This is a genomic window from Pseudomonas sp. JY-Q, assembly GCF_001655295.1.
Taxonomy (GTDB): domain Bacteria; phylum Pseudomonadota; class Gammaproteobacteria; order Pseudomonadales; family Pseudomonadaceae; genus Aquipseudomonas; species Aquipseudomonas alloputida.
Map to the genome: position 1 here is coordinate 5,783,461 of NZ_CP011525.1, position 22,553 is coordinate 5,806,013.

A 22,553-nucleotide genomic window follows, 5' to 3' on the forward strand; every position below is an offset into this window, starting at 1 on the left:
AAGCATTCGCGGGCACGCCCGCTCCCACAAGGTTCACCGCAGTCCTGAAGATAGCGATGGGCCTGTGGGAGCGGGCGTGCCCGCGAAGAATCCAGACTGGCCACTGGATCAGTAATCGATCCGCACATCCCCTTTCGGCACACTGCAGCACGACAGGATGTAGCCCTCGGCCTCGTCATCTTCGGTGATGCCGCCGTTGTGCTCCATCTCTACTTCGCCGCCCAGCTTGAGCACTTTGCACGTCCCGCAAATGCCCATGCCACAGGCTTTCGGGATCATCAGGCCGACCTTGGCCGCGGCCGCATGCACGGTCTCGCCCGGGGCGATGCGGATGCTCTTCTCGCTGCCGATGAACTCCACCAGATTGAGGTCGGAAACGTCCAGCTCAGGTGCATCGGCCGCCTGCTCGGCGTGCTCCACGGCGTCGGCTTTGGCTTCCGCCGGCGTCGCGCCGAACGACTCCTCGTGATAATTCTTCATGTCGAAGCCGACCGCTTCAAGCATGCGCTTGACCGCCGTCATGTACGGCGTCGGGCCGCAGCAGAACACAACGCGCTCCATGTAGTCCGGCGCAATCAGTTCCATCAGCCGCTGGTTCAGGTAACCGCGGTAACCCGCCCACGGCTCGCCCAGGCCATGCTTTTCGCAAATGATGTGCAGGCTGAAGTTGGGGATGCGCGACGCCATCTGTTCCAGCTCGCGGTGGTAAATGATGTCTTTCGGCGAACGGGCGCTGTGGACGAACACCATGTCGACGTTGGCATTGGTGTCGTAGAACCAGCGCGCCATCGACATCACTGGGGTAATACCGACGCCGCCCGACAGGTACAGCACCTTGCCAGCAGGGAAGTCGATGGCGTTGAACAGCCCCACCGGGCCGTGCACCGGCAGCTCGGCGCCTTCGTGCATGGTGTCGTGCAGGAAGTTCGACACCAGGCCACCCGGCACACGCTTGACGGTGATCGAGAAGCTGTAGGGCACTGACGGCGAACTGGAGATGGTGTAGGAGCGCATCACGGGCTTGCCTTCGATCTCCAGCTCCAGGGTGACGAACTGCCCTGGCTTGAAGAAGAACATGATCGGCTGGTCGGCCATGAAGCAGAAGGTGCGCACGTCCCAGGTCTCCTGGATGACCTTGACGCAGCGCACGATGTGGCGGCCGTTGGCCCAGGTCTGGGTAGTGACCGGATTGAGGAAGGTATCGGACATGTTCATCTCCAGCGGCCGACTATCGGGCTTTATATGGCTTGGATAATGCGCAAGCTGAGAGCGACGTACATTCCTGCCAGCGACATCGGCGTGCTTATCGCGACCAGCCCCGCGATACAAGGGCTGGCGCGTCGTTATTCAAATCGGCCATGTCGCCCATGGATACGGTTCGCGGCGTCTTCGGACGCACACTCCACGGCAAAACAACATGCTGTTTTCTGACAAGCAGCCTTGCGGCACCACAACAACGATTAGCCACCTTTTGCCGGCCGCATACGGCCCCGAGGAATACACGATGGACGTCACCGCAACCCTGAGCCTGGGCGATCCACTGGAACCTGCACGCAAGGCCACCGCCGAGATGCTGCAGACCCGCGAGCGAACCTACTCGCTGCCCCAGCCTTTCTACACCGACGAGCGTCTGTTCCAGATCGACATGCAGGAGATCTTCCACAAAGAATGGCTGATCGCCGGCATGACCTGCGAGATCCCGGCGAAAGGCAACTACATCACCCTGCAGATCGGCAAGAACCCGATCATCGTTATCCGTGGTGCCGAAGGTAAGGTGCACGCCTTCCACAACGTCTGCCGTCACCGCGGTTCACGCCTGTGCGTCAGCGACAAAGGCAAGGTGGCCAAGCTGGTCTGCCACTACCACCAGTGGACCTACGAACTGGACGGTCGCCTGCTGTTCGCCGGTACCGAGATGGGCGCCGACTTCGACATGAAGGAATATGGCCTGAAGCCAGTGAACGTGAAGGTGGCCGGCGGCTACATCTTCATCAGCCTGGCGGAAAACCCGCCTGCCATCGACGAGTTCCTGGCCACGCTCGAGCACTACATGGAACCGTACGACATGGAGAACACCAAGGTGGCGGTGCAAACCACCTTGATGGAAAAGGCCAACTGGAAACTGGTGCTGGAAAACAACCGCGAGTGCTACCACTGCTCCGGTTCGCACCCGGAACTGCTGCAAACCCTGCTGGAATGGGACGATACCAACGACCCGCGTGCCAGCCAGGAATTCAAGGACCACGTGGCCGCCTCCGCCGCTGCCTGGGAAGCCGAGAAGATCCCGTACCTGCACAAGAGCCACGGCCTGCGTAACCGCATCGTGCGCATGCCGCTGCTCAAGGGCACCGTGTCGATGACCATGGACGGCAAGCAGGCCTGCCAGAAGCTGATGGGTCGCATCAAGAACCCGGACCTGGGCTCGATGCGCATCCTGCACCTGCCGCACTCGTGGAACCACTGCATGGGCGACCACATGATCGTGTTCACCGTGTGGCCGATCAGCGCCCAGGAGACCATGGTCACCACCAAGTGGCTGGTGCACAAGGATGCCGTCGAAGGTGTGGACTACAACCCCGAGAACATGCGCAAGGTGTGGGACGCCACCAACGACCAGGACCGCCGTCTGGCGGAAGAGAACCAGCGTGGGATCAACTCCACCGCGTACCAGCCTGGCCCGTATTCGAAGACTTACGAGTTTGGTGTGGTGAACTTCATTGACTGGTACAGCGGGCGGATGCTGAACAACCTGGGAGCAGAGCCGGCGGCCTACCTGAAAGAAGTGCAGGCTCAGTAAACAAAAACGCCCTGCCGCAAAAGATGCACTTTGCGGCAGGGCGTAACCCCATAGCAGATGGCTCACTGTGACTGGCTACGCTGTCGCCGTATAGCCAGCGATTGTGGAGGCGGCGAAGCACCAGCATTTCCCCGCATTCGTAATCTTACATTGAGGTCATACTTGATAGTCTGATTCGAAGGGGTCACGGGTGGCCCACCCGTTGGAGTGACAACATCCAGCATGAACTCGTGCGGCATTGGCGCCGCGGCTAAGCCTCCCGTCATCAAATTCCAATTCGTCTTGATCTGATTCAATGGGTGGCTCCCCGGCCCAATCGCTGCGTTGATCGCTCGCGTGAGCGTTGCTGCAGCACTGACTGCAGTGCCCACGTTCGCGCCAAAAATAGCGCTCGGCACCCCTGCGTACAATGCCGCGGAGCTTCCTAAGCTCAGTATGGAACCGAAGGTGCTCACTCGAGTGGCATTAAGGCCTATCCAAGTTTCAGGGGTAGGTCCGAGAAAGTTATAAGCAATCGTCGCTCCGTTCGACAGCATACCTAAACCACGCAGCATAAAGCTCCCAAGATCAATACTATGGCCACTGGGATCGACTCGGTTAACCGGATCACCAGCGCAATACGCATAACCGTTCACCCCCCCTGCCCCAAAAGGACTGAAGGAGTCTGGGGCTTGAAACCGCATCAATGCCGGGTTGTAGGCACGATAACCGTTACCCAAGTGATAGCAACCCGTGAACGGGTCTCGCCGCTCGCCGTTGAACGCAAGTACACAAGCTCCACGATGCGTTCGATAGCCATAGGGTGAGTATCCGTTGACAACTTCAGGCATCACAGTCATGTGGATTACTCCTGGAGTGGGGTCCATGGAGGATATCTAGCCGCCGCGTGCTCAAACACTGGCAATTTTGTCAGTGCCCGCAGGTATCAATCGGATTAAAGCAGATGATCAATTTTTGATCGAAACAACGGAGCCCTTGTTTTTAAAGGGCTACAGTGCACTCCGTACAACTTGTCCACAGAGACACTAACAGACTTTGTGAGCAAAACACGGAGCCGACAACTGTAGTTCTGTGGATAAGCGGTTCAAAGCTCTGATAATCAAGAATTCGAGACTTCTGACCCACCTTGATCGTTTTTTAATCATTTCTTCGCAAGCCACGCCCTACGCGTACTCCAGCTAGTGCCCAACAGATTATCCACAGAGCAGCTAACAGCGATTGTGGGCAATACGAGCTGGAGGCATGCATATCCGTGCCTGACGAGCAGTGTGATGGGTCCGGCAGGGACTTATGCACAGGTAGAATGTGCGTCTGGCAGATGATCGGGGCGCCCTTGTGGAAGCGGGCTTGTCCCGTGGAGCAGGAGACCCAGTGCCTGGCACCGGCTGCGCCGGTGTTGGCGGGGCATGCCCGCCCGCACTCGGTCACTGGAAAATCAGTAATTTAGCGTTGCTCCAGGAGAACGCCTTGCCGGGGAGTGCATGAGCCTTTAGCGCAGCACGCCCTCTTCCACCAACAGCTTGAGGATGGCTTCGGCGCCTTCCTGTGGCGAAACGTCCTTCAGCACCTTGCCACCACCGCCACTGGCCTTGGCCGTCGCGGCCTTCATGCGGTCGGCGCCACTCTTGGCCTTGATCACCTTCAAGCGCTTGGGCCTTGGACGGGCCGGTTGCAACTCGGCTTCAGCCAACAGCTCATCTTCGACAATGGCCACATTACGCGCCGCCAATACCCCCCGGCGCGCAGGCCCAAAAGCGCTCTGGCGCGGCTTGGGCGCCGCGTTATCCACAGTCGCCAGCAATGGCAAACGCACCTTCAAGCGACGCCGCTGACCACGCGGCAAAGCCTGCAACACCTGCGCGGTGCCGTTGTCGATCGACTCCACCTCAGCCAACCCGACAATCAGCGGCCAACCGAGCTTTTCGGCCAGCAGGAACGGCAACATGCCCGAACCCTCGCCAGTCTCGGCCTGGCTGCCGGTCAGCACCAGTTGGGCCCCGGCGTCGCGCAGATAATCGCCCAGCACGCCCAGCACATCGGCACCGGCCGGTTGCTCCAGCACGTCCAGGTGGTCCAGGCCCATGCCCAGGTAAGCGCGCAACGCCTCTTCCTGTGGATCGCCAGCATGCACCACCTGCAAGTTATCCCCAGCCAGCTGCAAACCCAACTCCACGGCACGGGCATCCTGCTCGGCGCGGCGGGCGCGGCCAGAGCTGGGGTGGGCACCAATGGAAACCAGGCTGATCACTTTCGTACTCATGCTCGTGCCCTTATGCCGCGTCGCGCTGGCCGCCGCTGCGGAAGTTGTCCACAGCCTCGATCAGCGCCTTGAGAATCGCCGAGCTGTCGCCAATCACCGACAGGTCAGCCCGTTTGATCATGTCGCAGCCTGGATCCATATTGATCGCCACCACCTTGTCGCAGGCACCGATACCCTGCAGGTGCTGGATCGCGCCCGAGATACCCACAGCCACGTAGACACGCGCGGTAACCCAGGTGCCGGTAGCCCCCACCTGGCGATTGCGCGGCATGAAGCCGTCGTCCACCGCCACCCGCGAGGCACCTTCGGTAGCGCCGAGGGCTGCGGTGGCTTTGTGGTACAGGTCCCAGTCCTTGACACCGTTGCCGCCCGAGACGATGAACTCGGCTTCGGCCATGGCAATGGTGGCCGGGTCGACGGCCACCGAGCCAAGGTCTTCGATGCGCGGCAGGCTGCGCACCACGCTTGTGGACAACTCCACCGGCAGCGCTTCGTGACGGGTTTCGCTGACCGGCTCGGCGCACTCGGCCGCCGCCAGGATCAGGCGCGGCACAGTGCGTTGCAGGTCTTGCTGGCCGGCACCGGCGCGACCAATGCACTGGCCGTCCTTGATCTGCCATACCCGCGTTGCCGGGCGCTCGCCCAGCGCGGCGCCCAGGCGCCGACCCAGTTCACCGCCACCGGTGCGGCTGTCGGGCAGCAGCCAGTGGCGCGGCGCGAACTGGTTATCCACAGCCCGCAGGCCCTGCACCAGTTGCTCCGGTGCATAACCTTCAAAGGCCTCGCCTTCGATAACCAGCAGGCGGTCGACACCGGCTGTGGAAAAGTTGCTTTCCTTGTGCTCGTTGAACACCACGGCCAGCACCGCCCCGTCGCTGCCGGCCAGGCTGTGGGCCAGGCCAAGCAGGTCGCGGTCGTGGCTGCTCAGGCGGCCGCCAACCATGTCCGGCACAACGGCAATGTAGAACGCCGGCGCCGCCACCTGGTGCAGTGGCAACTTGACCTCGACTGCTGCCGTGCGCCGCCCGCCCGCGCCGGTGCCCTGCTGGGCGCCGCTGCGGTCGATACGCTTGATGCCGGCCGGGCCGACAAAGCCCGCGGCAATCGCATGTGGGTTCTTGCGGATGATGCCGTTAGGCCCCATCCAGCTGGTCTGTTGCGTCTGCATCGCGGCATGCAGCGGGTGCAGACGGTTACGGGCGATCCACTCGGCGCGTGGGTCGCGGCGGATAATGTCGCTCATCAGTGCACCTCCGCAGGTTCACGTTTAGCCGTTTGCGGCTTTGGGACAGTGGATGCGTCCTCCTCGATCAGCACGTCGGCCACCAGTTCGGCCAAGTCCTTGATCTGTGGGCGCGGCTCGACCACGCCTTCAAGCATGGCGGTGCACTGCGGGCAACCCACGGCTACCAGCTCGGCCTCGGTCTCACGAATGTCGTCCATGCGCATATCGGGAATACGCTGCTTGCCAGGGATGTCAGTGATCGGCGCACCGCCACCACCACCGCAGCAACGGGAACGGAAGCCCGAACGCTGCATCTCGCGCACCTCGATACCCAGCGCCTTGAGCACTTCGCGCGGGGCTTCGTACTCGCCGTTGTAGCGGCCCAGGTAGCACGGATCGTGGTAGGTGACGCTGCCGCCCTTGTGCTGGCCCAGGTTGAGCTTCTTGGCCGCGATCAGTTCGGCGATGTAGGTGCTGTGGTGCTGCACCTGGTAGTCACCGCCCAGGGCGCCGTATTCGTTCTTCAGCACATGGAAGCTGTGCGGGTCGCAGGTGACGATGCGCTGGAACTTGTACTTGGCCAAGGTCTGGATGTTGCGCTTGGCCAGTTGCTGGAAGGTCGCCTCATCGCCCAGGCGGCGCGCCACGTCGCCGCTGTCGCGCTCTTCCAGGCCGAGTACGGCAAAATCCACACCCGAGGCTTTCAATACTTTGACAAACGAACGCAAAGTGCGTTGGTTACGCATGTCGAAGGCACCATCACCGACCCAGAACAACACTTCGGTCGCTTTCACTTCAGACAGCAGCCGCAGGTTAAGGTCGGCAGCCCAGTTCATGCGCCCGCCGGGGGCGAAGCCGCCGGGGTTGTCGGTGGCGATCAGGTTGTCCAGCACCTCGGCGCCCTTGTTCGGGGTAGCGCCCTTTTCCAGAGTGAGGTGGCGGCGCATGTCGACGATGGCATCGACGTGCTCGATCATCATCGGGCACTCCTCGACGCAGGCACGGCAGGTGGTGCAGGACCACAGCGTTTCGGCGTCGACCAGGCCATTGACGATCGGCTGGTGTGGATTGCCACCGTGTTCGCCGATTGGTTTGCCAGGGTATGGGCTACCGGCAAATTGCGCGTCAGTGCCACCGGCAAGGCCGATGACCATGTCCTGGATGAGTTTTTTCGGGTTCAGCGGCTGGCCAGCGGCAAAGGCCGGGCACATGGCTTCACATTTACCGCACTGCACGCAGGCATCGAAGCCCAGCAGCTGGTTCCAGGTGAAGTCCACCGGCTTTTCCACGCCAAGGGGTGCGTTCGGGTCTTCCAGGTCCAACGGCTTGAGGCCGGTGGAGCGGCCGCCGCCGAAGCGATCGGCACGGCGGTGCCAGGCCAGGTGCAAGGCACCGGCGAAGGCGTGCTTCATCGGGCCGCCCCAGGTCATGCCAAAGAACAGCTCCGACACACCCCACAGCACGCCCAGGCCCAGAACGGCGACCATCACCCAACCACCCGTGTTGGCCGGCAGGATACCGGCGACCGGCAGGGTGGCAATGAAGAAGCTCACGGCGAACGCCAGCAAACTCTTCGGCAGGCGCATCCACGGGCCCTTGGACAGACGAGAGGGCGGGTTCAGGCGGCGTTTGAAGACAAAGATGGCACCGGTGAACATGATCACCGTGGCTACCAGCAGTGCATAGCCGAGGATCTTGCTCTGCAGGCCAAAACCATGCACCAGAATGGCCAGCACAGCAGACAGCACAAAGCCGCCCGCAGTGGCCACGTGGGTCTTGGACATGTATTTGTCGCGCTCAACCACGTGGTGCAGGTCCACCAGGTAGCGCCGCGGCATGGCCAGCAGGCCGCCGATCAGGTTGACCTTGGACGGCCGGCCACGGCGCCACATGCGCACCCGGCGCAAAGCACCGAGCACTGCCAGGCCAAGGGCAGCGAACAGCAGGATGGGTAGAAGGGTGTTCAACATGGGAGACTCCCACAAACAGCTGGATTCTTGCGCCGACCAGAGGGCGAGACTGGCCCCATGTAGGAGCGGGTTTACCCGCGAATGCGTTCGGTCAGGCAACAGTGTTGTCAGTGCTGACGCATTCGCGGGTAAACCCGCTCCTACAGGGATCGCGCCCGATGGCGGCGACTGTTAACGATCAGAAGTCCTTGCACAGGCGCAAGGCGTCGTAGATCGCCGCATGCACGTTGCGCTGGGCCACGCAGTCACCGATGCGGTACAGCAGGTAGCCTTCGCCCGGCTGGCTGAGGATCGGCTGTGGCTTGATGGCGAACAGCGCCTCCACGTCGATCTGGCCCTTGTTGCGCGAACCTTCCTTGAGCGCGTAGTACAGCTCTTCGTCAGGGCGCACGCCGTTTTCAACCACGACTTGATCGACCACGCGCTCTTCCTTGGCGCCGGTGTATTCGTTCTCCAGTACCGCCACCAGCTTGTCGCCTTCGCGGTAGACCTTTTCCAGCATCATGTCGCCGGTCATGATCACTTCTTTGGGGTACATGCTGCGGTAGTAGGTGGGGAAGGTGGTCCCCCCCATGGCCACGCCTGGCTTGATGTCGTCGGTGACGATCTCGACCTGGCTGCCCTTGTCAGCGATGAAGTCGGCGACCGACATACCGGTGAATTCGCAGATGGTGTCGTACACCAGCACGTTCTTGCCCGGCGCTACCTTGCCATCGAGCACATCCCAGCTGCTGACCACCAGCCCTTCAGCGGCGCCCCAGTGCTCGTTCTGCTCCAGGAACGAGTGCCCACCTACGGCCAGCACGATGACGTCCGGGCGCAGGTCCTGAATGGCGGCCACATCAGCGGCAGTGCCCAGGCGCAAGTCGACTTTCAGGCGAGCCAGCTCAAGCTGGTACCAGCGGGTGATACCGGCAATCTGGTCACGCTGCGGGGCCTTGGCGGCAATGGTGATCTGCCCGCCAATCTGGTCCCTCTTCTCGAACAGGGTCACGTCGTGGCCGCGTTCAGCAGCCACGCGGGCCGCTTCCATGCCGGCAGGGCCTGCGCCAACCACCACCACCTTGCGCTTGACGCCGGTGGTCTTCTCGATGATGTGCGGCACACCCATGTACTCACGGGAGGTCGCGGCGTTCTGGATGCACAGCACATCCAGGCCTTGGTACTGGCGGTCGATGCAGTAGTTGGCACCGACGCACTGCTTGATCTGGTCGATCTGGCCCATCTTGATCTTGGCGATCAGGTGCGGGTCGGCCATGTGCGCACGGGTCATGCCGACCATGTCCACGTAGCCGCCTTCAAGGATGCGCGTGGCCTGGTTCGGGTCTTTGATGTTCTGCGCGTGCAGCACCGGGACCTTGACCACTTCCTTGATACCGGCTGCCAGGTGCAGGAACGGCTCCGGCGGGTAGCTCATGTTGGGGATGACGTTGGCCAGGGTGTTGTGGGTATCGCAACCCGAGCCGACCACGCCGATGAAGTCGAGCATGCCGGTGGCGTCGTAGTAGGCAGCGATCTGCTTCATGTCCTCGTGGCTGAGGCCATCAGGGTGGAACTCGTCACCACAGATACGCATGCCCACGCAGAAGTCGTCACCCACTTCGGCGCGCACAGCTTTCAGTACTTCCAGGCCGAATTTCATGCGGCCTTCAAAGGTACCGCCCCATTCGTCGGTACGTTTGTTGACCCGTGGGCTCCAGAACTGGTCGATCATGTGCTGGTGCACCGCCGACAATTCCACGCCGTCCAGGCCGCCCTCTTTGGCGCGACGCGCAGCCTGCGCGTAGTTGCCGATTACCCGCCAGATCTCTTCCACCTCGATGGTTTTGCAGGTGGCGCGGTGCACAGGTTCGCGAATGCCCGATGGCGACATCAGCGTCGGCCAGTTGAAGCCGTCCCAGCGCGAGCGGCGGCCCATGTGGGTAATCTGGATCATGATCTTGGCGCCATGCTTGTGCATGGCGTCGGCAAGGTTCTGGAAGTGCGGGATGATGCGGTCGGTCGACAAGTTGACCGATGCCCACCATTCCTGCGGGCTGTCGATGGCAACCACCGACGAGCCGCCACAGATGGCCAGGCCGATGCCGCCCTTGGCCTTCTCTTCGTAGTACTTCACATAGCGGTCGGTCGTCATGCCGCCGTCAGTGGCGTAGACCTCGGCGTGCGCGGTGCTGAGCACACGGTTGCGGATGGTCAGTTTGCCGATCTGGATCGGCTGGAACATTGCTTCGAATGCCATGACGCTATCTCCGGCTTACAACGGCTTTGTAACGAACAGGCCATCTTCGTGGCCTTCTTCCGACCCGCCATAGACCTGTTCGGCCACGGTGCGGATCTTGCTGCCGCGGGCAGCGAGAATCTGGTCCATCGCGCCAGCGAACCAGCCGGTGAACATGTAGTCGACCTTGCGGCCGCACTTGCCATAGACGTACACGAACGCAGAGTGCTTGAGCTTGACGCTGCAGGTACCTTTATCCAGGTCGATATCCTGGATCTCGAACAGGCCCCAGCCACGCTGGCTCAGGCGCTTCATGTAGTGCTCGAACACCGCCACGCCTTCCAGGCCATGGCACTCGGCCTCTTTTTCACACCAGTGCCAGGCAGACTTGTAGCCAGCCTTGTAGAGGATTTCGGCATAGGCGTCGGCGCCCAGCACTTCCTCGATGCCCATATGGTTATTGACGAAGAAATGCCGCGGCACATACAGCATCGGCAAGGCGTCGCTGGTCCAGACACCGGTCTCGCTGTCGACTTCGATTGGCAATTGCGGGGCGATTTTGGCCATGGAAACTCAACTCCATAAAATTTTTTTGTGGGTGCCCCGGCGTTGCTGGCAGGGGCTATCAGGCTTGGAGAGCGGCTTACTCGCCCCAGACATCCTTGAGGACGTTGACCCAGTTCTCGCCCATGATCTTGCGCACCACACGCTCGGAGTGGCCGCGTTTCAGCAAGGTCTCGGTGAGGTTGGGGAATTCGCCGACAGTGCGAATGCCCAGCGGGTTGATGATCTTGCCGAAGTTGGTCAGGCGGCGGGCGTAGCCCTTGTCATGGGTCAGGTATTCGAAGAAGTCCTGGCCGTGACCCTGGGTGAAGTCGGTACCGATACCGATGGCGTCTTCACCGACGATATTCATGGTGTACTCGATGGCCTCGGCGTAGTCATCGATGGTCGAGTCAATGCCTTTGGCCAGGAACGGCGCGAACATGGTGACGCCAACGAAACCGCCGTGATCAGCGATGAACTTCAGCTCTTCGTCCGACTTGTTGCGCGGGTGCTCTTTCAGGCCCGAGGGCAGGCAGTGCGAGTAGCACACCGGCTTTTTCGATTCGAGGATGACTTCTTCGGAAGTCTTGGAGCCAACGTGGGACAGGTCGCACATGATGCCGACACGGTTCATCTCGGCAACGATCTCGCGACCGAAGCCGGACAGCCCGCCGTCACGCTCGTAGCAGCCGGTGCCCACCAGGTTCTGGGTGTTGTAGCACATCTGCACGATGCCCACGCCCAGCTGCTTGAACACGTCCACATAAGCGATCTGGTCCTCGAACGCATGGGCGTTCTGGAAACCGAAGAGGATGCCGGTCTTGCCCAGTTCCTTGGCCTTGCGGATGTCGGCGGTGGTGCGCACCGGCATCACCAGGTCGCTGTTGTCGCGGATCAGCTTCTGGCTGGACGCGATGTTGTCGACGGTAGCCTTGAACCCTTCCCAGACCGACACCGTGCAGTTGGCCGCAGTGAGGCCGCCTTTGCGCATGTCTTCGAACAGCTCGCGGTTCCATTTGGCGATGATCAGGCCATCGATGACGATGCTGTCGGCGTGTAGTTCGGCTGGGCTCATCAGGCTGTCCCCTTTTATAGAGTTGGGTCGCGCCAAACCTTCTGCCGGCGCTTTGAGGCCAGCATATGCCTGTGCCCCGAGGCGCCCCGGTGCAAAAACGACAGGGGGTTTGCCGAAAGCGTCAATGCGCGACAAGAGCGCGTCTGGCGCGTGTTCCGGGGATGCGAGACAGTCTCGATAACGACATTTGCGGCCGGTACATGAACATTTGGTCAGGGAGCTACCACCTGGCCTCTGGCTGAGCGAGAATCCTTGCGATTCGACAGCCTGTTGAGGAGAAAACGGATGAAATCAATGGCATGGCTGGTGCTGCTGGCCATCGTGAGCGGGGCCCAGGCCAGTGAGGACGAAAGCACACCTTGCGACAATGTGGAGACCGACCAGCAAACCTTCGCCTGTGCAGCATTCAACAAGCAGGTCGCCGAGCGTGAGCTGCAGTCGGCCTACGACGACCTGGTCGCGCGCATGCGTGATCAGTTCGGCGACGAGGCAGGCCTGATGTCGCGAATAGAGGCAGCCGAGAAAGTCTGGAGCCAACTGCGCGATGCAGACTGCAAGGTCGAAACCCATGCTGAACAACCCGGCAGCAGGGCCTACCAGATCGCCTGGAACAGCTGCATTGCACAGCGCAGCGATGAGCGAGCCGAGTATTTGCGCAGCCTGGGCGCGCAAAACAGTGACGAGCCAGCACCCGAAGATTGATCAGCACGTGCGAGTGAAGGATCAACTCCAGAGGAACAACGTGCCGCTGATGCCCCCTGCGTAATTGCTCGATAGTGCCCCCAGACCACGTGCTCACCATGTGTGTCTTGGAACTCACAACTATCAAGGAATTACAAAGTGGCTGACATCAAAGTTGAAATGGAAAAAATCCGCAAAGAGGGTCAAGAGCGCGTAGCCGCTACCGGCCAGACCATCTGCGTCTTCGCTGACAATGTCCCTGCCAACATTGCAGAAGACATCCTGGCCGGCATGCGTTTGATGACCGAACTGGCCAACAAGAAGTTCGACAAGGAGACCCAGCAGCGCGAGTGGTACAACTTCTACAACGATGGCCTGATCAAGTTTGGCTGGACCATGACGGGCGCAGCACATGCCGAAGATGCCATTGATGAGGACAACCTGACCCTGGCAGAGCTGATTACCAAGTCCGTCACCATCAGCGTCTCCGCGGACCCTCGTCGCGCCGCCTGCGCCAGGCGTGTTCTGCAAATTGTCGTGCAGAAGCCGGAAGTCAAGGCGCACCTGGAAAAGCACAGCCATAGTGAATCCGGCAAATCGAGCAACTTCGTGGTCGCCCAGTGCGAAATGACGCCACAAGGCCTGCCGGCGATGCACATGACCAGCTTCCAGGCCAGCTACGACTCGAAAGTCGAGCGTGAAGGCGCCCTGACCCGCAAGGTCGACAAAACCTCTACCCGCGTTTATCGCGCTTCGCAACAAGGCACGTTCAGCGTTCGTCACTTCGACGCTGCACGTGATCTTGTGAATGAGAAGATAAAAGGCGACATCGCCGCGTTTCTCGCTATCTGATTAGCGAGACCGGGTACCAGCTCTCTGGTACCCGGTTCTGGTCATCTGCATCCATCAAGGAGCAATGCCACATGGGCGATACGAACCTGGATACCCGTGTATTCGAGGAGCGGCTAAGCATCAAGCCTGCGCCCTGGCTGACACTTGAGACATGGGAAGACTTGCAGCTATGCCTGCGTTATTCACAAGCAGTGGCCAATGAAAAATTCTCGATGGAGACCCAGCCTCAGCAATGGTTCACTGTCGCTCTCGCCACCTTGCAATCATTGAAATTCACCCTGTTCGAACACACTCATAAAACCATCGTGTATGAGCCGCACTTGCTTGCATTAAGCGATGTTTACAGTGGCTATCTACCCCCGCCCCGCGAGAAAGGACCTTGGTTCAAGAGCCTCGAAGAAAATGTTCAAGCCGCTCTGCAGTCGGCCGGTACGCGTACCTTCACCGTCATGAACGCCTCTTCACATCTCAGTATCGAAATGGACCATGAAGGGGACCAGGTCCCGGTTGCGATCCTGTTTTATGCCTACTGCGTTACCGACCCGGTCGAGCCCACCAGAAAGTTGAACCTGATATTTGACCATCTGGGTGCACGCTTCAATGCAGCGGATTTCGCCCCGCTTCGCAAAGATCTGCAAGCTAGGAATCGCGAAAAGCTAAGGGCCATTCTCGAGCGTGAACTGGATTGAAGCTCACTTTGTACCGCTGGGCCGTCGCTCCTCCCGCGGGCACCGTCCAAACCTCAGCTTGTAGCGCCGCGTGAAATAGGATGGCAGTTCAAACCCGCACGCAAGGCTGACTTCAGTCACCGACATGTCGGTCTGGGCCAACAGCTGGCGCGCCTTGTCCAGCCGTAACCCGAGATAGAAACCGCTCGGGGTTGCATCAAGGTGCATGCGAAACAAACGCTCCAGTTGACGCCGTGTCACCTTGATCGCGGCAGCCAGTTCCAGCGTACTCAACGGTGGCTCGATGTGTTTTTCCATTTCGCCAATGGCATGGACCAGCTTCTTGTTGCTGATGCCATAACGCGCACCGATCTGCATGCGCTGGTGGTCCTGGCGCTGACGGATACGACCCAGCACGAACTGCTCCGACACCTTGACCGCCAGTTCGCTGCCGTGAGACTGGGCAATCAGGTGCAGCATCAAATCGATCGAGGCGGTTCCGCCGGCACAGGTGATACGGCTGCGGTCAATCTCGAACAGCTCCTGGGTGGCTTGAAGGCCTGGATAGCGTTCCTTGAATGCCTCAAGCGCCTCCCAATGCAATGTCGCCCGGTAGCCCTCGAGCAGCCCTGCCTCGGCCAGCACCATTGCGCCCGTGTCGATGCCACCGAGCATGACAGCTTCGTGGTTGAGCCGGCGCAGCGCATGCAGCAGTTTGGGTGCGACATTGGCCAGTGGCTCAAAGCCCGCAACCACCAGCAGGATGTTGGCCGGCTCTCCTTCCCCCAGGGCGGCATCGGCATTGATCGACATGCCATTGCTCGCCAGCACCGCCTCACCGTCCAGGCTAAGCACCTGCCACCGGTACAACAGCCCGCCAAAACGATTGGCCACCCGCAGCGGCTCCACCGCCGAAATGAACCCCATGGCGGAAAAGCCGGGCACCAACAGAAAGGCAATCGTCTCCATCATCCCCTCCTCCACAGAAACTGGTCGCCCAGGTGCTAATTCCTGTCGCTAGCGTGCGCTTGGGCAAGGTAGCGCCAGCGTAGCGTATTCACACGGTCCGCAGAGGCCGCCCTCAATAACAATATGCACTGCCGATGGAGAGCCACCATGCACAGCTTGATCCGCCGCAGCCTGTTGTCCCTTGCCCTGAGCAGCATCGTTGCCACCCCGCTTTTCGCCGCCGAGCCCGCCGCCTGCAAAAACGTGCGCCTTGGCGTGGTCAACTGGACCGACGTCATTGCCACCAGCGCCATGGCCCAGGTACTGCTCGACGGCCTGGGGTACCAGACCAAACAGACCAGTGCCTCGCAACAGATCATCTTCGCCGGCATACGCGACAAACGCCTGGACATGTTCCTGGGTTACTGGAACCCGATCATGACCCAGACCATTACCCCGTTCGTCGATGCCAACCAGGTCAAGGTGCTGGACAAGCCAAGCCTGGAGGACGCGCGCGCCACCTTGGCCGTGCCGAAATACCTCTACGACAAGGGCCTGAAGACGTTCGCCGACATCCACAAGTTCGAGAAAGAGCTGGGCGGCAAGATCTATGGCATCGAACCGGGTTCCGGCGCCAATACGCAGATCAAGGCAATGATCACCAAGAACCAGTTCGACCTGGGCAAGTTCCAGCTGGTCGAGTCCAGCGAGGCCGGCATGCTCGCCGCCGTCGACCGCGCCGTGCGGCGCAAGGAGGCCGTGGTGTTCTTCGGCTGGGCGCCACACCCGATGAACGTGAACATCGACATGGCCTACCTGGGTGACAGCCAGGATGCACTCGGCCCTGACGAAGGCCGTGCGACGGTGTGGACGGTGACGGCGCCGGACTACGCCGAACGCTGCCCCAATGCCCACCGCCTGCTGGCCAACCTGAAGTTCAGCGCCGAGGACGAGAGCCGCATGATGCAGCCACTGCTTGACCACAAAGACGCGCTGGAATCGGCCCGCCAGTGGCTCAAGGACCACCCCGAGGACAAGGCGCGCTGGCTTGAGGGTGTGACCACCTTCGATGGCAAGCCGGCTGCGGACAACCTCAAGCTTACCGCCAACTGACAGGGCCCTTTCGCGGGCACGCCCGCTCCCACAGGTAACGCGCTCGCCAGGGCCATCACGGCTCCCTGTAGGAGCGGGCTTGCCCGCGAAGAGGCCAGCATTGACCAAACAAGGAACCCGCCATGAACCACGACGTCATCATCACCTGCGCCCTCACCGGCGCCGGCGACACCGCCTCGAAAAGCCACTTGGTCCCGGTCACCCCCAAACAGATCGCCGAATCCGCCGTGGAAGCTGCCAAAGCAGGCGCCACCGTGGTCCACTGCCACGTCCGCGACCCGCAGACCGGCCGTTTCAGCCGTGATGTAAACCTCTATCGCGAAGTCATGGAGCGTATCCGCGAAGCTGACGTGGACATCATCGTCAACCTCACCGCCGGCATGGGCGGCGACCTGGAAATCGGCCCGGGTGAAACGCCGCTGGCGTTCGGCCCGGGTACCGACCTGATCGGCCCGCTGGAGCGCCTGGCCCATGTCGAAGCACTGTTGCCGGAAATCTGCACCCTCGACTGCGGCACCCTCAACTTCGGCGATGGCAACTCGATCTACGTGTCCACCCCGGCCCAACTGCGCGCCGGTGCCAAACGCATTACCGAACTGGGGGTGAAGGCCGAGCTGGAAATCTTCGACACCGGCCACCTGTGGTTCGCCAAGCAAATGATGAAGGAAGGCCTGCTTGAAGACCCGTTGTTCCAGCTGTGCCTGGGCATCCCGTGGGGCGCACCGGCCGACACCACCACCATGAAGGCCATGGTCGACAACCTGCCTGCCAACGTCACCTGGGCCGGCTTCGGCATCGGCCGCATGCAGATGCCCATGGCCGCGCAGGCCGTTTTGCTCGGCGGGAATGTGCGGGTGGGCCTGGAAGACAACTTGTATCTGGACCGTGGCGTGCTGGCCAGCAATGGCCAACTGGTGGAACGCGCAAGCGAGATCATCACCCGCATGGGTGGCCGCGTGCTCAGCCCGGCAGAAGGCCGGGAAAAAATGAACCTCAAGCGCCGCTGATCCTTTCAGGAGACCGATATGCCCTTCATTACCGAGATCAAGACCTTCGCCGCCCTGGGTAGCGGCGTGATCGGCAGCGGCTGGGTCGCCCGCGCCCTGGCCCATGGCATGGACGTGGTGGCCTGGGATCCCGCGCCCGGCGCCGAACAGGCACTGCGCAAACGTGTCGCCAACGCCTGGCCGGCACTGGAAAAACAAGGCCTGGCCCCTGGCGCATCGCAAGACCGCCTGAAGTTCGTGACAACCATCGAGGAATGCGTGCGCAACGCCGATTTCATCCAGGAAAGCGCACCAGAGCGCCTGGACCTCAAGCTCGGCCTGCACGCCAAAATCAGCGCCGCAGCCAAGCCTGACGCAATCATCGGCTCAAGCACTTCGGGCCTGCTGCCCAGCGAGTTCTACGAGTCGTCCACTCACCCTGAGCGCTGCGTCGTCGGCCACCCGTTCAACCCGGTGTACCTGCTGCCGCTGGTCGAGATCGTCGGCGGCAGCCGCACCTCACCCGAGGCCATTGAAGCTGCCAAAACCATCTACACCACACTCGGCATGCGCCCACTGCATGTGCGCAAGGAAGTGCCAGGCTTCATCGCCGACCGCCTGCTAGAAGCGCTCTGGCGCGAGGCCTTGCACCTGGTCAACGACGGCGTTGCCACCACGGGCGAAATCGACGACGCGATCCGCTTCGGCGCAGGCTTGCGCTGGTCGTTCATGGGCACATTCCTTACCTATACCCTGGCCGGTGGCGATGCCGGCATGCGCCACTTCATGTCACAGTTCGGCCCTGCCCTGAAGCTGCCCTGGACTTACCTGCCAGCACCGGAACTGACCGACAAGCTGATCGACGATGTGGTGAGCGGCACTTCCGAGCAACAGGGCGAGCGCAGCATCGCTGCACTGGAGCGCTATCGTGACGACACCCTGCTGGCGGTACTGGAAGCGGTGAAGTCCAGCAAGGCCAGCCACGGCATGTCGTTCAGCGATTAAGGAGACCAAGATGCCTGCTCTGATCACCTACCGCACCACGGTCCAGGAGGACTGGGTCGATTACAACGGGCACCTTCGCGATGCCTTCTACCTGCTGATCTTCAGCTACGCGACCGATGCCCTGATGGAGCGCATTGGCCTGGACGCCGACAGCCGCGGGCAAAGCGGTAATTCGCTGTTCACGCTGGAGGCGCACATCAATTATCTGCACGAGGTGAAGCTGGGCACCGAGGTGTGGGTGCAGACGCAGATCATCGGCTTCGATAAAAAGCGACTGCACTTGTATCACAGCTTGCATCGATCAGGTTTTGACGAGGCGTTAGCCGCCAGTGAGCAATTGCTTTTACATGTGGACCTGGCGGGGCCAAAGGCCAAGCCTTTTGGAGAATTCAGCACCAATCAACTACAAAGCGTGGTCGATAGCCAACGGGATTTACCAACGCCAGCCTTTACAGGCCGTGTGATAAAGCTCCCCATTTGACGCTAACGAGAGCAGTCAGACCATGGCTGCTCGCTAGTGTGGTGTTTTGCAAATACGGCCAATAACTCGCGAGCGATTTTTGCGCTCAGGCAAGGCGTCGCGACGAGTCGTAGCCCAGCTACGGCGAGGAGCGACAACGCCGCATGAGCGCAAAAAGCGCCGCGCGTTATGGTCGTTATTTGTGAAACACCACACTAGGCCTCGGTTATTGTGGGCGGCGGCAAAAACTGAGTGCAACACCTGACCTTTCCGGTACGGTGCTGCCCCTATGTCTTATACCGAACTCAGCGTTGAAGAGCGCGCCACCATTCAAATCGGTCGTACCCAAGGCTTCAGCCTGCGCAGGATTGCCTGCTTGATCAACCGATCCCCTTCGACCATCAGCCGTGAGCTGCGCCGTAACCGAGGTGCTTGCGGTGGCTACTCGGCCCGTCTGGCTCAGCAGCAAATGCAGGCCCGCCGCCAGGTTTGTCGACCGATGCGAAAACTGTTGCCGGGTAGCGAGCGCTTCGAACTGGTGACCCATATGCTGCGTGAGCGTTTGTCTCCCGAGCAGATTGCCGGCAAGCTGCGCAGCATGAACATACCCAACCTGCGAGATGCCTACGTCTGTCGCGAGACGATCTACAACGCGATCTATGCCCTGCCAGTGGGTGAGCTGCGTAAGGAGCTGATCATCTGTCTGCGCCAAGGCAAGACGACGCGCCGGCCGCGCTCTGGTGGCGTGGATCGGCGCGGCCAGATCCCCGAGATGGTCAGTATTCATGTGCGCCCGCCGGAGATTGAAGACAGGCTGATGCCGGGGCATTGGGAAGGCGACCTCATCAAGGGTAAGGCCAACGCCTCGTCCGTCGGTACGCTGGTGGAACGCACCAGTGGCTACCTGATGTTGGTGAAGATGAACGACGCAACGGCGACTTCGGCGCTGGAAGGCTTCAGCGCCGCGCTCAATAGCATGCCGCTGGAGATGCGCAAGAGCATGACTTACGACCAGGGCCGGGAGATGGCGCGACACGCCGAGATCACCCAAAGAACCGGCGTGGCGATCTACTTCTGCGACCCGCACAGCCCCTGGCAGCGCGGCAGCAACGAAAACATCAACGGCCTGATTCGCCAGTACTTGCCCAAGGGCACAGACCTGTCGGTACATAGCCAGGAGGAGCTGGACGCCATTGCGCTGCAACTGAACATGCGACCGCGCAAGCGCTTCGACTTCAAATGCCCCATCGAGGTGATGGGAGAGGTCATGCAAAATGCCATGGCAATGCGGCATGATGCTCCGGTTTCAATTCAATAACCGTGTTGCACTCAGCTCCTGCAACCGCCGTGGGATATCGAGATTTATCCAACTTTGGTACCTACCGTTATCACATGCCAGTAACTCAGGCCCCGGCCTCAAGCTGGGCTGAGAGCCTAGGCAAAGGTTGCGGTTATAACTCTGTATTTTCAAGGTGTGATCGGGCTGCGCTGATACCATCCAGAGAAGACCATCTTTGACTGTTGCGGGGCATGGTTCAGCCAAAACATAATTGTCAGCGCGCGCGACCATACAATTACCGCCCGGCGCCACAATCCTGAACGTACCCGCATCGCCCCACGGCTCTAAAGTCCACTTCTGCTGCGGGCCAGGAGAGCACGCGACGAACTGGATATTTGACCCGGCAAAATCCTGCAAGCAGGGGTGAGGGGAACCTTGCTCCAGCCGACCTTTATTTTTAAGCACGCCCGGCATGGGAGGGTAGAAACTCTCTATACTTGCCCTGCGCTCGTTGATCGCGCGGGCGACATCATGATGTGCGACAGTTCCCAGAGGTTGTCCTTGATAACTCAGCCGCGGATTGGAGTAAAACGGTACTTTCGGACATGTCGGGCTACAGTCATAAGACATCTGAGTTCGGAACCTGAGGCTCCCCCCATCCGGACCGTAGCGATACCCATGAATATAAGTATCCGTTTGCCCATCCCAGTTATGAACCATGCCAAAGTTGTGGCCAATCTCGTGACCTAACGAGGCAATGCAACTAATCGCCGAAAAGCCTTGCGTCTTATTAGTCGACGGCTTACCCGCGCCGCAGAGCTCATTATTGGCAACGTACATCGAAACTAGATCTGCCCTGAGCTCCACCCTTTTGGCATTGACAGCGGGATTATTATATTGAACCTCATTGAGCAGCGTTCCAAAGTCTTTCCCTTCTTCGTCAATAGCAGAATCTATAAATCCCGCAAACTCGTAAGTAATATTCACCTCGCTGTTTTTTGCAATTTGATTTACATCCTGCAACCCTAACATCAGATCAGCACGATAGTTTGGATTTTTCGCGCGAGACTGAACGGTACTTACAAATAGCAGTCTTATTATACTGTAGGCAGACGAGACCTGCTGCGGTTCTTCTAGAGCAGGATATACCGTATTCTCAACTTCTACGCCCCGTGCATCTTCAGAGGGCAGCTTTGACTCGTCAACCTTGATCAGCACGTGCATACCTGAACCGATATAAACCAATCGGTACCGCTGGCCACCCACCAAAAAATTGCCTGCCAGCTGATTATCATGACGGACGATTGATATATAGTAATTAGGATCGAAATCAATTTCTCCTTCCGACCCTGAGTGGCCTGCTTTCCACTGTGAAGGCTGATAGCCAACCCATCCTTCATACCCATCAGCCAAGGCATTGAAGTTTCTCCGATTAAACTTTTCAGCCTTTCGATCCGGTAGTGTTATAGCGATGTTTTCAGCATCCCCCTCAATCAATGACGCCTCAACCTTCACTAGCGTGAATTCTTCATTAGCGGGGTCGGCCAACAACGTTTTCAGATAGCCTTTTGCTGTTTTCTGAAGCATCTGGCGGTTTTGAGTAGGCTGCAGTGTAAACAGCTGCGGAACAACACTGCCAACAGTGCTCATTGACGGGGTAGATGACGAACATGAAGCCATTATCAAGGTCGCGCCTAGGACAATGATCATGCAGATATTCTTTTTCACATTTCCCGCTCCTGTGGAATCCATCTTCCACAAAAGAGCACAGACTTCTGCAGTGCGTCACCTGACATAAATGCTAGGTGTATGTATGTATAGGGGAGTCTGGCGGAATAAAAATAACCCCGGAAAGCCGTGAGCTACCGGGGCCAAGAGCGAGCAACATCCACTGTGCGTGAGCGAGGGTGACCAAACCCTCTGTACCGTGAATGGCTTCAGTGTGCGTGCTTGCCTGGCAGGGGATTTAGTCGTAAACGACCTGTTCTTAGCCAAAGCAGCCATGGCGGCATTCTGTCCTTGCGAGGCTGTCGCACACGTCACAGAATCGGTCGTAAATCACAGCAGCACTCTCTTAGCGATAAAAGGGACAACAGCCATGATGCATGCGGATTTGATTGATCAGGACGACCTCGCCGGCCATTTGCGCGCGCGCGGTTTCGATATTCCGGCCGGGGCCAGCGCCGAACAGGCGTGTGAAGCGGTGGTTCGTGGGCTGACCGAGCCCAATGCGCGGGCGCTGAAGGGGATGGTGGAGCAGATGTACACCGGCAGTGCGACGATCCTGCCGGCAGTGCGCCAGGCCATCGACAAGCAACTGTTGCCGGCATTGGCGCAGTTCAACAAACGCGCGTAATTCTCTTACCCAGGACCGACCCCTTCGCGGGACAAGCCCACTCCCACAGGTCACCGCTGACTCAGTTCAGCGGGTGACCTGTGGGAGCGGGCTTGTCCCGCGAAAAAGTCGACT

General features: G+C 60.1%; 20 protein-coding genes. 10 read left to right on the forward strand and 10 right to left on the reverse strand.

The genetic code is table 11. The annotated features are described in order from the left end of the window. Positions 1 to 108: 108 nt before the first annotated feature. Entirely contained in the window at positions 109 to 1,209 is a 1,101-nt protein-coding gene (gbcB, locus tag AA098_RS26010) for a glycine-betaine demethylase subunit GbcB (protein ID WP_003255691.1), read from the reverse strand. Positions 1,210 to 1,504: 295 nt separating this feature from the next. Here gbcB and gbcA point away from each other — a divergent pair, with 295 nt between their 5' ends. After that, positions 1,505 to 2,797 carry a glycine-betaine demethylase subunit GbcA gene (gene gbcA / locus AA098_RS26015; protein ID WP_003255692.1) on the forward strand — a complete coding sequence of 431 codons (1,293 nt, stop codon included), beginning with the start codon at positions 1,505 to 1,507 and terminating at the stop codon, positions 2,795 to 2,797. A gap of 62 nt (positions 2,798 to 2,859) precedes the next feature. On the opposite strand, the gene AA098_RS30335 is transcribed toward gbcA, so the two are convergent. From AA098_RS30335 to AA098_RS26045, 7 genes are all read right to left on the reverse strand, one after another. Further along, entirely contained in the window at positions 2,860 to 3,663 is an 804-nt protein-coding gene (locus tag AA098_RS30335) for an RHS repeat-associated core domain-containing protein (protein WP_080637298.1), read from the reverse strand. A gap of 623 nt (positions 3,664 to 4,286) precedes the next feature. Next, a complete protein-coding gene (locus AA098_RS26020; RefSeq protein WP_003255694.1) occupies positions 4,287 to 5,057 on the reverse strand; it encodes an electron transfer flavoprotein subunit beta in 771 nt (256 codons plus the stop codon). A 10-nt stretch (positions 5,058 to 5,067) separates the two neighbouring features. Continuing rightward, positions 5,068 to 6,300, reverse strand: a complete 1,233-nt coding sequence (locus AA098_RS26025; protein ID WP_004575951.1) for an electron transfer flavoprotein subunit alpha/FixB family protein — start codon at positions 6,298 to 6,300, stop codon at positions 5,068 to 5,070. Continuing rightward, a complete protein-coding gene (gene dgcB, locus AA098_RS26030) occupies positions 6,300 to 8,252 on the reverse strand; it encodes a dimethylglycine demethylation protein DgcB (protein WP_004575952.1) in 1,953 nt (650 codons plus the stop codon). Before dgcB ends, AA098_RS26025 begins: the two co-directional genes overlap by 1 nt. A 178-nt stretch (positions 8,253 to 8,430) precedes the next feature. Next, positions 8,431 to 10,491, reverse strand: coding sequence for a dimethylglycine demethylation protein DgcA (gene dgcA / locus AA098_RS26035; RefSeq protein WP_003255697.1), 2,061 nt, complete (start codon positions 10,489 to 10,491; stop codon positions 8,431 to 8,433). A gap of 15 nt (positions 10,492 to 10,506) precedes the next feature. After that, a complete protein-coding gene (locus AA098_RS26040; RefSeq protein ID WP_003255698.1) occupies positions 10,507 to 11,037 on the reverse strand; it encodes a DUF5943 domain-containing protein in 531 nt (176 codons plus the stop codon). A 76-nt stretch (positions 11,038 to 11,113) separates the two neighbouring features. Continuing rightward, the gene (locus AA098_RS26045) at positions 11,114 to 12,091 is read right to left on the reverse strand and encodes a dipeptidase (RefSeq protein ID WP_003255700.1); all 978 of its coding nucleotides are present in this window, start codon (positions 12,089 to 12,091) and stop codon (positions 11,114 to 11,116) included. A 285-nt stretch (positions 12,092 to 12,376) separates the two neighbouring features. On the opposite strand from AA098_RS26045, the gene AA098_RS26050 reads away from it, so the two are divergent. The 3 genes from AA098_RS26050 (at position 12,377) to AA098_RS26060 (ending at position 14,313) form a co-directional block, all read left to right on the forward strand. Beyond that, positions 12,377 to 12,793, forward strand: coding sequence for a lysozyme inhibitor LprI family protein (locus AA098_RS26050; protein ID WP_003255702.1), 417 nt, complete (start codon positions 12,377 to 12,379; stop codon positions 12,791 to 12,793). A gap of 138 nt (positions 12,794 to 12,931) precedes the next feature. Then, positions 12,932 to 13,624, forward strand: a complete 693-nt coding sequence (locus AA098_RS26055; protein WP_003255705.1) for a hypothetical protein — start codon at positions 12,932 to 12,934, stop codon at positions 13,622 to 13,624. Between the two features lie 71 nt (positions 13,625 to 13,695). Beyond that, on the forward strand, positions 13,696 to 14,313 hold the full coding sequence (locus AA098_RS26060; protein WP_003255706.1) for a hypothetical protein: 618 nt from the start codon (positions 13,696 to 13,698) through the stop codon (positions 14,311 to 14,313). Between the two features lie 3 nt (positions 14,314 to 14,316). On the opposite strand, the gene AA098_RS26065 is transcribed toward AA098_RS26060, so the two are convergent. Beyond that, positions 14,317 to 15,264 (reverse strand): GlxA family transcriptional regulator, encoded by a 948-nt coding sequence (locus AA098_RS26065; protein WP_033726540.1) that lies wholly within the window; start codon positions 15,262 to 15,264, stop codon positions 14,317 to 14,319. Positions 15,265 to 15,408: 144 nt separating this feature from the next. Here AA098_RS26065 and choX point away from each other — a divergent pair, with 144 nt between their 5' ends. The 5 genes from choX (at position 15,409) to AA098_RS26090 (ending at position 20,122) form a co-directional block, all read left to right on the forward strand. Further along, positions 15,409 to 16,353, forward strand: a complete 945-nt coding sequence (gene choX, locus AA098_RS26070; protein WP_003255708.1) for a choline ABC transporter substrate-binding protein — start codon at positions 15,409 to 15,411, stop codon at positions 16,351 to 16,353. Between the two features lie 122 nt (positions 16,354 to 16,475). Beyond that, positions 16,476 to 17,360, forward strand: a complete 885-nt coding sequence (locus AA098_RS26075) for a 3-keto-5-aminohexanoate cleavage protein (protein ID WP_003255710.1) — start codon at positions 16,476 to 16,478, stop codon at positions 17,358 to 17,360. 18 nt (positions 17,361 to 17,378) lie between these two features. Further along, positions 17,379 to 18,344 carry an L-carnitine dehydrogenase gene (locus tag AA098_RS26080; protein WP_064615098.1) on the forward strand — a complete coding sequence of 322 codons (966 nt, stop codon included), beginning with the start codon at positions 17,379 to 17,381 and terminating at the stop codon, positions 18,342 to 18,344. 10 nt (positions 18,345 to 18,354) lie between these two features. Further along, on the forward strand, positions 18,355 to 18,825 hold the full coding sequence (locus tag AA098_RS26085) for a thioesterase family protein (RefSeq protein ID WP_003255713.1): 471 nt from the start codon (positions 18,355 to 18,357) through the stop codon (positions 18,823 to 18,825). 268 nt (positions 18,826 to 19,093) lie between these two features. Further along, positions 19,094 to 20,122 (forward strand): IS30-like element ISPsp7 family transposase, encoded by a 1,029-nt coding sequence (locus AA098_RS26090; RefSeq protein ID WP_011911495.1) that lies wholly within the window; start codon positions 19,094 to 19,096, stop codon positions 20,120 to 20,122. Here AA098_RS26090 and AA098_RS26095 read toward each other — a convergent pair. Beyond that, positions 20,111 to 21,811 (reverse strand): reprolysin-like metallopeptidase, encoded by a 1,701-nt coding sequence (locus tag AA098_RS26095; RefSeq protein WP_256545075.1) that lies wholly within the window; start codon positions 21,809 to 21,811, stop codon positions 20,111 to 20,113. The genes AA098_RS26090 and AA098_RS26095 overlap by 12 nt on opposite strands. A gap of 370 nt (positions 21,812 to 22,181) precedes the next feature. Here AA098_RS26095 and AA098_RS26100 point away from each other — a divergent pair, with 370 nt between their 5' ends. Further along, positions 22,182 to 22,439, forward strand: coding sequence for a hypothetical protein (locus AA098_RS26100; RefSeq protein ID WP_003255717.1), 258 nt, complete (start codon positions 22,182 to 22,184; stop codon positions 22,437 to 22,439). Positions 22,440 to 22,553 lie beyond the last annotated feature (114 nt).